An 11,418-nucleotide genomic window follows, 5' to 3' on the forward strand; every position below is an offset into this window, starting at 1 on the left:
GATAAAAATGGGGGGCTGCCTTGCCCCCACCCCGGCCCTCCCCCGCTTCGCAGGGGAGGGAAGGATCAAGTCCCCTCCCCTGCGAAGCGGGGGAGGGTTAGGGAGGGGGCAACCGCAACCTCACGCAGCCGCGTCGTCGCTCTGCCCCTTCAGGCGGGCGGCCAGCGCGGCTTCCAGGAACATGTCCAGGTCGCCGTCCAGCACCGCCTGGCTCTGCGAGGTCTCCACCTCGGTCCGCAGGTCCTTCACCATCTGGTAGGGGTGCAGGACGTAGGAGCGGATCTGGTGGCCCCAGCCGATGTCGCTCTTGGTCGCCTCGAGCGCGGCGGCGGCGTCCTCGCGGATCTTCAGTTCCCGCTCGTACAGGCGGGCGCGCAGCATGTCCCACGCCTTGGCGCGGTTCTTGTGCTGCGAGCGCTCCTGCTGGCAGGCCACCACGATGCCCGTGGGCAGGTGGGTGATGCGGATCGCCGAGTCCGTCTTGTTGACGTGCTGGCCGCCGGCGCCCGACGCCCGGAAGGTGTCGATGCGGCAGTCCTTCTCGTTGATCTCGATGTTGATCTTGTCGTCGATCACCGGAGACACCGAGACGGCGGCGAAGCTGGTCTGGCGGCGCGCCTGGCTGTCGAACGGGCTGATGCGCACCAGACGGTGCACCCCGGCCTCGGTCTTCAGCCAACCATAGGCGTTGTGGCCGCTGATCTGCGCGGTGGCGGACTTGATGCCGGCCTCTTCGCCAGGGCTTTCCTCAAGCCACTGCGTCTTGTAGCCGTGCTGTTCCGCCCAGCGGAGATACATGCGCATCAGCATCAGCGCCCAATCCTGGGCCTCCGTGCCGCCGGCGCCGGCGTTCACTTCGATGAAGCAGTCGTTGGCGTCCGCCTCGCCCGAGAGCAGGCTCTCGATCTGGAGCTTCGCCGCGCGGTCGCGCAGCGCGTAGAGCTGGGCCTCGGCATCGGCGACCACGGTCGCGTCGCCCTCGGCCTCGCCCATCTCGATCAGCTCCAGGCTGTCGGACAGGTCGCGCTCAAGCGCGCGGTAACCGTTCACCGAGGTTTCGAGCTGGGTGCGCTCGCGCATGATGGTCTGCGCGCGGGACGGGTCGTCCCACAGCTTGGGGTCTTCGGCGTGGGCGTTCAGTTCGTCGAGACGACGCAGCGCGTTATCCCAGTCAAAGATGCCTCCTCAGCAGCGCCAGCGATTCTCTAATCTCGCCGGCGGCCGCTTCGATCTCGGCCCGCATCGCAGTGCCTCCTCGTCAGCCAGGGTTGAACCAGTGTCTTGGCCCTTATGTAGCGGGTTGGGAGCGGCGTTGCACCCTCTTATTCCACAGCCTCTCCGGCTTCCGCGACGCTGGACCAGACCGGAACGGTAACCCGCCGGAGCGCCGCCCCGTCGCCAGGGCATCCCACCAACCCACTCGGATGAAACCGTTTTTGCACCGCAAAACCACTTTCGCGGCGCGAATAAGTGGCAGCCCCCCGTGATAGCGTCACCAACGTTCGTGCCCGTCGTCCGGCGGGCGCGGGCTGTCGGCGCCTCCGTTTTCCAGCAACAAGCTCCTTTTCTCAACAACAAGAGCGGCCCCCCGATGAACTTCACCAGCCTGGGGTTCCTGCTGTTCATCACGGCCTTCACGGCGGGCTTCATGATGCTCGCCAGGACGCGGCTGTTCACGCCGCTGCTGCTGGTGTCCAGCTACATCTTCTACGGCTTCTGGGATTACCGATTCTGTCTGCTGCTCGCCGGCACGACGCTTCTCGACTTCTATTGCGGCCTGCGCATCGCCGACGCGCCGAACCGGGCCACCGCCCGCATCTTCATGCAGCTCAGCCTCGCCACCAATCTGGCGATCCTGTTCTTTTTCAAATACTTCAACTTCTTCATCGACAGCGCGCAGGTGGCGCTGGCCTCGCTCGGCCTCGACGTCGGGCACCGCACGCTGTCCATCATCCTGCCGGTCGGCATTTCCTTCTACACCTTCCAGAATCTCAGCTACACGCTGGACCTCTATCTCGGCCATCTGGACAAGCCGGAGCGGTCGCTGCTGCGCTACGCGACCTTCGTCGCCTTCTTCCCGCAGCTCGTCGCCGGGCCGATCGTCCGGGCGCGCGACCTGCTGCCCCAGATTCAGAACGGCCCGCGCCACGACGTCAGCTTCGCCCTCCGCTTCGCCGGGCTGGAGAAGATCATCTGGGGCTATTTCCTCAAGCTGGGTCTGGCCGACAACGCCGCCGCCGTGGTTGACGCGCGCTTCGCCCAGCCGGAGTTCTTCAACGCGCTGAACCACGTCATCGGCCTGATCTGCTTCTCGCTGCAGATCTACGGCGATTTCGCCGGCTACTCGCTGATCGCCATCGGCCTGGCGCAGATCTTCGGCTACACGCTCTGCCAGAACTTCGCCCGCCCCTACTTCGCTACGGGCATGAAGGACTTCTGGCGGCGCTGGCACATCTCGCTGTCCACATGGTTCCGCGACTACGTCTACATCCCGATGGGCGGCGGACGCACCCATTGGCTGCGCATCCGCAACCTGACCATCGTGATGCTGGTGTCCGGCCTGTGGCACGGCGCCGCCTGGACCTTCGTCCTGTGGGGCGCCCTGCACGCCACCCTGATGGCGGCGGAGGACGGCGTGCGCTGGCTTGCCAGGCGCAGCCCGCTGCGGCTGAGCGGCGCGCCGCTGATGGCCGGCAAGCTGCTGACCATCGCGCTGGTCTTCCTTCTGATCACGCTGACCTGGCTGCCCTTCCGCGCCGACGACATGCACACGGTGCGGACCATCCTGGGCATCATCGCCGAGGGCGATTTCAGCCTGCCGCGCGGCATGCAGCAGATGAGCTATCTGGTCCGCGTCGCCCTGTTCGGCCTCGTCGTGCTAATGATCGACGCGATGATCGAGTTCGGGGCCGGGCGCCGCTACGCCGGGGTCAACGTCGTGGTCCGCTCCGCCGGCTGCGCCACGCTGATCCTGATGCTGCTGCTCTTCGGCAATTTCGCCAACCGATCCTTCATCTATTTCCAGTTCTGAGGGAGCCCGAACCATGATCCGCCTTTTGGCTGCCGTCGGACTGATCCTGGGCATGGTGGTCGCCATGGACCGCGCGGTGGCGTCCTGGATGGGCGACACGCTCCTCCAGTCGTCGGACCGCTTCATGACCGTCTACCGCAACGGACCGCCCGCCGACGTGGTGATCCTGGGCAACTCCCGCGCCGACAACCACTTTCCGGTGGAGGAGGTGCAGGCGCTGACCTGCGGCCGGGTGCTGAACCTGGGCATGGGCGGCGCCCCGACCACGGTCGGCGACCTGCTGTGGGAGGATTATCTCGACCGGCACGGCGCCCCCCGCCTGCTGCTGGTCGAGCCGACGAGCGTGGTCGACGATCCCAAGGCGCTCGCCGACCTGCCGCTGCTGGCCTACTATTCGGAGCGGGTGGACGGCTTCATCCGGCAGGTCGACGCCACCATGTGGGCCTCCAACAAGCTGTTCAACACGCTGATCTTCAACAACAACCAGACGATCCGGCTGGCCTTCGACGGGCTGCACCCGACCGGCGACCGGACGCTGAGCGGCGCCATGTCGCCTTTCCTCAAGGCCCAGCTCGAAAAGGCGCCGACGGAGCGGATGGAGGGGTTCCAGCCCAACTGGGACGCGCTGGACCGCATCATCGGCACGGCGCGGGAGAAGGGCACGCGGGTCGCTGTGGTCATCACGCCCTTCTTCCCCGGCTACATCGAGAAGGTGACCAACTTCGACGCCTTCTTCGAGGATCTGAAGGCCCGCCTGCCGCCCGACGTGCCGGTCATCGACACCCGCCGCGAGGTCGAGGACGAGGCCCATTTCGTGGACGCCCTGCACATCAACCAGGAGGGAGTGCGCCTGATGCTGGCGCGGATGGAGGACCGGCTGCGCCCGCTGGCCGACTGCCCCACCGACACGGCCCCGGCCGACGCCATCGCCCAGCGCCGCCCGGACACCCACACCGCCGCCCGGCCCTGAGGCTTCGCACAAAGGAAAAGCCCCGCCTCCCGGACCGGGAAGCGGGGCTTTTTTCTTGTCGAACTCGTTCTGTCGAACCGGCCCGGTCAGTAGAGGCCGCCGGTCCCCACCGTCGCCGCCGAGGGCGGAGCCGCCGGAGCGCCCCAGCCACCCGGCTGCTGGGCCGCCGGATCGCCGCCGGGCACCCCGCCGGTCCAGCCGCCGTCCGCGGCGTGGGCCGAGCCGTCCAGCACCATCTGCGGCTGGTCGGGGTTCGGCTCGGTGCCGGGGATGAAGGCCTCCCAGATCGCCTTGCGCTCGCCGGGCTGGGCGAGGCGCCCGTTTTCCGGGTTGACGCGGACGAGGCGCAGGCCGCGCGGCACGCGGAACGGCGTGGCCGGCTGGTCCTTCAGCGCCACCTCCATCACGTCCTTGAACACCGGCACCGCCGCCGAGCCGCCGGTTTCCTTGGCGCCCAGCGAGCGCGGCTGGTCGAAGCCGATGTAGGTGCCGACCACGAGGTTGGGCGAGAAGCCCATGAACCACGCGTCGTGGCTGTCGTTGGTCGTGCCGGTCTTGCCGGCCAGCGGCTTGCCCAGCGACAGCAGCTTCGTCGCCGTGCCGCGCTGGACGACGCCCTCCAGCATGGAGACCATCTGGTAGACGGTGCGCGGGTCGTTCACCGGCTCCCGCGTGTCGGCGACGGCGGGAACGGCCAGCCCGTCGTTCCAGGCCACCTGATTGCACGAGGCGCAGGGGCGCGTGTCGTGGCGGAAGACGGTCTTGCCGTTGCGGTCCTGCACCCGGTCGATGAAGGTCGGGCTCACCCGCTTGCCGCCGTTGGCCAGCATGGCGTAGGCGGTGGCGAGGCGCAGCACCGTCGTCTCACCCGCGCCGAGCGACATCGGCAGGTAGGGCTGGAGGTTGTCGGTGATGCCGAAATTCTCGGCCAGCGCCTTCACCTTGTCCATGCCGACGGCCTGGGCCAGACGGACGGTCATGACGTTCCGCGACTTCTCGATGCCGGCGCGCAGGGGCGTCGGACCGTAGAACTCGTGGCTGTAGTTCTCCGGCCGCCAGATCGGCTGGCCGTGGCCGGGGTCGTACTCGAACGGGGCGTCCATCACCAGCGAGGACGGGGTGAAGCCCTGGTTCAGCGCCGTCAGATAGACGAAGGGCTTGAAGGAGGAGCCCGGCTGGCGCATCGCCTGGGTGGCGCGGTTGAAGGAGCTCATGTGCGGGGAGAAGCCGCCGACCATCGCGAGCACGCGGCCGGTGTGCGGGTCGAGCGCGACCAGACCGCCCTGCACCGCCGGGACCTGCCGCAGCGCGTAGGTGCCCGCCGGCGGCTCCTTGCCCTTCTCGTCCTTGCCGGCGGCCTCGACCAGGATCAGGTCGCCCAGCTTGGCGACGTCGGACGGACGGCGGATGTCCGGGCCGAGCCGGTTGTCGTCGCGCTGCGCCCGCGCCCACCGCAGTTCGGCCAGCGGCACCCGGCCGCGCGAGCCGTCCGGCAGGCCGATGTCGAGCGCCGCCGCCTCGTCGTCCTTCAGCACCACCGCCAGATGCCAGCCCTCCGAGCCGGGAGGAGGCGCCATGGAGGCGAGCTTCTTCGCCCAGTTGTCGAAATTCTCCATCTTGCCGACCGGCCCGCGGTAGCCGTGGCGGCGGTCGTACTGGACCAGCCCGGTGCGCAGCGCCTTGGTCGCGGCCTGCTGGAGCACCGGGTCCATGGAGGCGCGGACCGACAGGCCGCCCTCGTAGAGCGCCTGCTCGCCGTAGAGCTTCACCAGCTCGCGCCGGACCTCCTCGGCGAAATACTCCGACGTCACATACTCCTGCTCGTCGCGCTTGCGCACGACCAGGGGCTTGGACTGGGCGATCTTGGCCTCTTCCGGGGTGATGTGCCCGTCCTCGGCCATGCGCCCGATCACCCAGTTGCGCCGCGCGATGGCGGCGTCGCGCTGGCGTTCCGGGTGGTAGTTGCTGGGCGCCTTGGGCAGGGCCGCCAGATAGGCCGCCTCCTCGATGTCCAGCTCGTCCAGCGCCTTGTTGAAGTAGTTCAGCGCCGCCGCCGCCACGCCGTAGGAGCGGTAGCCCAGGAATATCTCGTTCAGGTACAGCTCGAGGATGCGGTCCTTGCTGAAGGCCCGCTCGATGCGGACCGCCAGGATCGCCTCCTTGATCTTGCGCGAGAAGGACACCTCGTTGGTCAGCAGCATGTTCTTGGCGACCTGCTGCGTGATCGTCGAGGCGCCCATCGGCCGGCGGTCGCGGCCGAGATTCTCCACGTTGGTCAGGATGGCGCGGGCGATGCCGACGGGGTCGATGCCCTTGTGGTCGTAGAAATTTTTGTCCTCGGCGGACAGGAAGGCGTTGGTCACGCGCTTCGGCATGGCGTCGATGGGGACGAACACGCGCTTTTCCGACGCGAACTCCGCCAGCAGGCGTCCGTCGCCCGCATGAACGCGGGTGGTCACCGGCGGTTCGTAGTTGGCAAGCTTGGTGTAGTCCGGCAGCTCGTGATCGTAATGGTCCAGCATGTAGACCAGCCCCCCCGCCCCGGCCAGGGCGAGGATCACGACGGCCATCAGGGCGGACAGAATAAAGCGCATGACGGCTCCCAGACAGGCATGGCGGCGGCCCCGCCGCCTTCGTCCGGAACTGAGACCGGGAAGACGCGGAACCGTCCGATGGGCGGCATCCTACACCGCGAGGGGCGGCAGTCCGACTCCCTCGCAGCCATGTCAGGAAAATGTGACGGCCACAAGGCGCATGCAAGAAAGTGGTGACCCGGCGGTGCGTATGCCCACCCGCCTCCGCCCGCATGGCTGGTGCCGAGCAATCCCGCCCAACGCTTCGAGCCTCAGCTCTTCTGCACCCCGGTCAGCCACTTGAAATAGGCGTCGATGGTGCGGACCATGCCGCGGCCCAGCTTCTCGCGGTGGGCCGACTTGCTCAGCAGGCTGACGTCCTGGGGGCTCGACAGATAGCCCATCTCGACCAGCGCGGACGGCATGTCCGGCGCGGTCAGCACGGCGAAGCCGGCCTGACGGTGCGGCTTGTTGGGGATCAGCTTGACCTCGCGGCCGAGATGCTCCAGCGCCATGTTGGCGAAGCGCTTGGAGTGGTTCATCGTGTCGCGCTGGGCGAGGTCGATGAGGATCGAGGCCACCAGATCGTTCTCGGAGGACAGGTCCATGCCGGCCAGCGCGTCGGCCCGGTTCTCCTTGGCGGCCAGCATCTCCGCCTCGCGGTCGGAGGCCCGATCGGACAGCGTGTAGATGGACAGGCCGCGCACGGCGGCGGAGCCGATGCTGTCGGCGTGCAGCGACAGGAACAGGTCGGCGTTGACCTCCCGCGCGATGGCGACGCGGTCGCGCAGGCGGATGAACACATCCTTGTCGCGGGTCAGCCGCACCCGGTAGCGGCCGCTGCCTTCGAGCTGGCGCTTCAGCTCGCGCGCCATCGCCAGCGTGATGTCCTTCTCATAGACCCCGCCGACGCCGACCGCGCCGGGGTCGACGCCGCCATGGCCGGGATCGACGACGATCATCGGCTTTTCCGGCACCGGCGCCGCCCGCGGCGGGACCGGCGGCGGCAGGGCCGCGGCGACCGGGACGATGGGGTCCCGCTTCGCCGGCGGGCGCGCCGCCTCGCGGCTCACCGACGCGGTGCCGGTGGTCGCGGCGACGGGGGCCGACGCGGCGAACTGCGCCGGGGTGGTGCGGGCGATGTCGAGGACGAAGCGCGGCTTGAAGCCGTCGCGCGGCGGGATGAGGTAGGACTCGACCACCCGCGCCGGGCCGTCGGTTTCGACCACCAGGCGGGAGGCGCCGCCGTCGCGCCCTTCGAAGCGGTAGCGGGCGACCACGCCCTTGCCCGCCATCACCGTGTTGCCGCCCGGCCAGCTCACGTCCGGCAGATCGACGACGACGCGGTAGGGCGAGCCGTGCACCGACACGGTGAAGGGAACCGAGTCGGACAGCTCCAGCACCAGCCGCGTCTTGTCGGGATGCAGGCCGAGCCGCGCGTTCAGGACGGACACCCGCTCCTGCACCGGCGGCGGGAAGGGCAGCGCCGCGGTGGTCTGGGCCTGCGCCGGAGCGCACGGCAGGGCGGCCGCCCCCAGAAGGGCGCCCAGCGCAGCGAGAATCGCGAGCAGTCGGGGCATCCGTTCCACCAAAAACCACAAACCGGCACAGCCAGCGCTCAGCTATAGCGCAGCGAAATCAAGGCGCTCAACCGCGCTGTCCGGGCGCGTGGCGGAATTGTCGGCGAGGGTGCCGTTCCTGCAACACCGCACCCGCCGGTCCCGCCCCGGGGGCATGCCGCCGAACCGGATGCGACGGACCGCAACTTTCGCCGAATTCCACGTTGTGCATGGTTTCGTGCTTGTCTATGGTAGCTCTGCGACATACCGCGACCCACCAGCCCACTCTTCCGAGAGGATTCTCTTTGGGGTGGCTGTGGGCGTCGCCCGCGGACCCCCACGGCCGGAATTTACATCATCGGCCGCGGTCCGGGGCGTGACGCTTCTGGGTTGCCGGTGGATTGGGACGAAACCTCGAAGCTGGTGCCGGCCGCAAGGCCGTAACCCGGAGGCCGAAGCCCGACCCGTCCTGGCTGCTTCGTCAGCGCCGTTCGACGGGTTAGGGGCCGGTTCCGCAGGCTTCGCTCACAACGATGACGCGCCCTGGCGGCTTGTCCGTCGCGCGGGCGGCCTGGGGCGTCATGGGGATCTTGTATGGCCAAGCGCATGCTGGTGGACGCCACGCACCCGGAGGAAACCCGGGTTGCCGTGGTCAATGGGAACAGACTCGAAGACCTCGACTTCGAAATCGCCACCCGGAAGCAACTCAAGGGCAACATCTACCTTGCCAAGGTGACCCGGGTCGAGCCGTCGCTGCAGGCGGCCTTCGTGGAATATGGCGGAAACCGCCACGGCTTCCTCGCCTTCTCGGAAATCCATCCCGACTATTACCGCATCCCGATCGCCGACCGTGAGGCCCTGCTGGCCGAGGAGCGCCGGCTGGAGGAGCAGGCCGAGGCCCGCGCCGAGGCCGCCGCCGACGGCGCGGTGATGGCCGAGCCGATCCGCCCGGAGCAGGTGGAGGAGGAGATTTCCCCGATGCCCGGCTCCTACGCCGAGGCCGAGGGTGACGGGTTCGAGGGCGACGTCCCCGCCTTCGCCACCGACGGCGGTTCGGACGAGGTCGCGGACTCCGACGAGGCTCCGGAAGGCGCCGCCCAGGCCGAGAGCCCGGACGTCATCGGCGGGGACGAGGTCGAGGAGGCGCACCGCCGCCGCGCCCGTCCGCTGCGCAGCTACAAGATTCAGGAAGTCATCAAGCGCCGGCAGGTCATGCTGGTCCAGGTGACCAAGGAGGAACGCGGCAACAAGGGCGCGGCGCTGACCACCTACCTGTCGCTGCCGGGCCGCTACTGCGTGCTGATGCCCAACACGGGCCGCGGCGGCGGGATCTCCCGCAAGATCACCAACCCCGCCGACCGCAAGCGCCTGAAGGACATCCTGTCCGACCTGGACGTTCCGGAGGGCATGGCGGTCATCCTGCGCACCGCGGGCCTGGAGCGCTCCAAGCCGGAGATCAAGCGCGATCTCGAATATCTGCTGCGCCTGTGGGACGACATCCGCGTCCAGACGCTGAAGTCCTCCGCGCCCTGCCTCATCTATGAAGAGGCGAACCTGATCAAGCGCTCGATCCGCGATCTCTACACCGACGACATCGACGAGATCTGGGTGGAAGGCAGCGCCGGCTTCAACACCGCGCGCGACTTCATGCGCATGATGATGCCGAGCCACACCAAGCGCGTGATGCAGTACCAGGACGAGACGATCCCGCTGTTCCACCGCTATCAGGTGGAAACGCAGATCGACGCGATCCACAGCCCGGTGGTGCAGCTCCGCTCCGGCGGCTACATCGTCATCAACCCGACGGAAGCGCTGGTTTCCATCGACGTCAACTCGGGCCGGTCCACGCGCGAGCGCAACATCGAGGAAACGGCCTACAAGACCAACCTCGAAGCCGCCGACGAGGTGGCGCGCCAGCTCCGCCTGCGCGACCTCGCGGGCCTCATCGTGATCGATTTCATCGACATGGAGGAGCCCCGCAACAACGCCGCGGTGGAGCGCCGCCTGAAGGAGGCGATGAAGAACGACCGGGCGCGCATCCAGCTCGGCCGCATCTCCGCCTTCGGCCTGCTGGAGCTGTCGCGCCAGCGCCTGCGCCCGTCGCTGCTGGAAACCAACTTCGAGCGCTGCCCGCACTGCTCCGGCACCGGCGTCATCCGCTCGGTGGAATCCGCCTCGCTGCACGTGCTGCGCGCCATCGAGGAGGAGGGCATCCGCAAGCGGTCGTCGGAGATCACGGTCTTCGTGCCGACCCGCATCGCGCTCTACATCCTCAACCAGAAGCGCGGCGAGCTGACCAAGATCGAGGACCGCTACCGGTTCCGCGTCATGGTCCAGGCCGACGACACGCTGATCGCGCCGGACCTGCGGCTTGAGCGCGTGAAGGCCCGCACGCCGGAAGACGACGTGCCGCTGGTCAGCGCCGAACGTGTCCTGGCCGAAACCGACCGCATCCTGGCCGCCGAGGCCGAGGAGGCCGAGGAGGAGGCGCCCGTCGTCGAGGCCGCCGAGGCCGCCGGGGCCGAGGTCACGGAACGCGCCGACGCCGCCGGGGAGAGCGAGGGCGACCGCCGCCGCCGCCGCCGCCGCCGCCGTGGCCGCGGGCGTGACCGCGAGGATGGCCGCATGCCGTTCGGCGAGTCCGCCGAAGCGTCCGACGAGACGACCGAGGGCGACGAGGTCGAAGCGGAAGCCGCCGACGCCGACGAGACGGCGGTCGACGAGGAAGCGATCGAGCGCGCCCAGATCGAGGCGCCGGAGTTCGTCATCAACGACGTCGATGTCGGCCCCGCCCACATCGAGGACGATGAGGACGAGGACGACCTGGCCGCGTCCGAGGCGGAGGACGGTGCCGACGCCTTCGAGACGAACGGGGACGGCAATGGCGAGCGCAAGAAGCGCCGCCGCGGCAAGCGGGGTGGCCGCCGGCGGTCCCGCCAGCGCGAGGGCCTGGAGGCCGGCGAGGGTCTGCCCGCCGACGGCACCGAGGGCGAGGCGGAAGCCGAGTCCTTCCCGACCGCCGTCGAGGCCGGCCGCGCCGTCAACCCGCCGGAACTGCCGGCGGACATGGAACCGGTCGAGTTCGACTGGGTCCTGACCAGCGCGGTGGCCGCCGAGGCCGCTTCGGAAACTGCGGCGGACACCGCCGCGGAGGGTCCGGCCGTCGAGGAGGCCGCCCCGGTGGCCGAGGAGGCTCCGGCCCGCAAGCCGCGCCGCGGCCGCGCCAAGGCGACCGCCGCCGAGGCCGCCGGAACGGTGACGGCTGAACCGGAAGCGGTTCCCGCC

At 69.0% G+C, this 11,418-nt stretch carries 6 protein-coding genes; 3 read left to right on the top strand and 3 right to left on the bottom strand.

All coding sequences use genetic code 11. From position 1 onward, the window contains the following. Positions 1-120: 120 nt before the first annotated feature. Positions 121-1,243, bottom strand: a protein-coding gene (gene prfB, locus GBZ26_RS20610) for a peptide chain release factor 2 (RefSeq protein ID WP_104675338.1) whose coding sequence is annotated in 2 segments (ribosomal slippage) — positions 121-1,173 and positions 1,175-1,243 — 1,122 coding nt in all. Because the reading frame shifts where the segments join, the coding sequence is not laid out codon by codon here. A 348-nt stretch (positions 1,244-1,591) separates the two neighbouring features. Here prfB and GBZ26_RS20615 point away from each other — a divergent pair. Continuing rightward, positions 1,592-3,031 (top strand): MBOAT family O-acyltransferase, encoded by a 1,440-nt coding sequence (locus tag GBZ26_RS20615; protein WP_174440449.1) that lies wholly within the window; start codon positions 1,592-1,594, stop codon positions 3,029-3,031. 13 nt (positions 3,032-3,044) lie between these two features. Beyond that, positions 3,045-4,001 (top strand): SGNH/GDSL hydrolase family protein, encoded by a 957-nt coding sequence (locus tag GBZ26_RS20620; protein WP_174440450.1) that lies wholly within the window; start codon positions 3,045-3,047, stop codon positions 3,999-4,001. A gap of 86 nt (positions 4,002-4,087) precedes the next feature. Here the strand turns inward: GBZ26_RS20620 and GBZ26_RS20625 are convergent, their stop codons facing one another. Next, complete coding sequence (locus tag GBZ26_RS20625; protein WP_174440451.1) at positions 4,088-6,595, bottom strand: penicillin-binding protein 1A; 2,508 nt, start codon at positions 6,593-6,595, stop codon at positions 4,088-4,090. A gap of 251 nt (positions 6,596-6,846) precedes the next feature. Then, positions 6,847-8,154, bottom strand: a complete 1,308-nt coding sequence (locus tag GBZ26_RS20630; RefSeq protein WP_246653642.1) for an N-acetylmuramoyl-L-alanine amidase — start codon at positions 8,152-8,154, stop codon at positions 6,847-6,849. Between the two features lie 573 nt (positions 8,155-8,727). Here GBZ26_RS20630 and GBZ26_RS20635 point away from each other — a divergent pair. Continuing rightward, on the top strand, positions 8,728-11,418 hold a 2,691-nt coding region (locus GBZ26_RS20635), incomplete at its 3' end, for an Rne/Rng family ribonuclease (protein WP_174440452.1).

Source organism: Azospirillum formosense (assembly GCF_013340925.1).
GTDB classification, from domain to species: domain Bacteria; phylum Pseudomonadota; class Alphaproteobacteria; order Azospirillales; family Azospirillaceae; genus Azospirillum; species Azospirillum formosense.

What these genes read in the sequence shown, in the direction of transcription:
- GBZ26_RS20615 (WP_174440449.1), top strand. Translation starts at nt 1,592, where the DNA reads ATGAACTTCACCAGCCTGGGGTTCCTGCTGTTCATCACGGCCTTCACG.
- GBZ26_RS20620 (WP_174440450.1), top strand. Translation starts at nt 3,045, where the DNA reads ATGATCCGCCTTTTGGCTGCCGTCGGACTGATCCTGGGCATGGTGGTC.
- GBZ26_RS20625 (WP_174440451.1), bottom strand. Translation starts at nt 6,595, where the DNA reads ATGCGCTTTATTCTGTCCGCCCTGATGGCCGTCGTGATCCTCGCCCTG.
- GBZ26_RS20630 (WP_246653642.1), bottom strand. Translation starts at nt 8,154, where the DNA reads ATGCCCCGACTGCTCGCGATTCTCGCTGCGCTGGGCGCCCTTCTGGGG.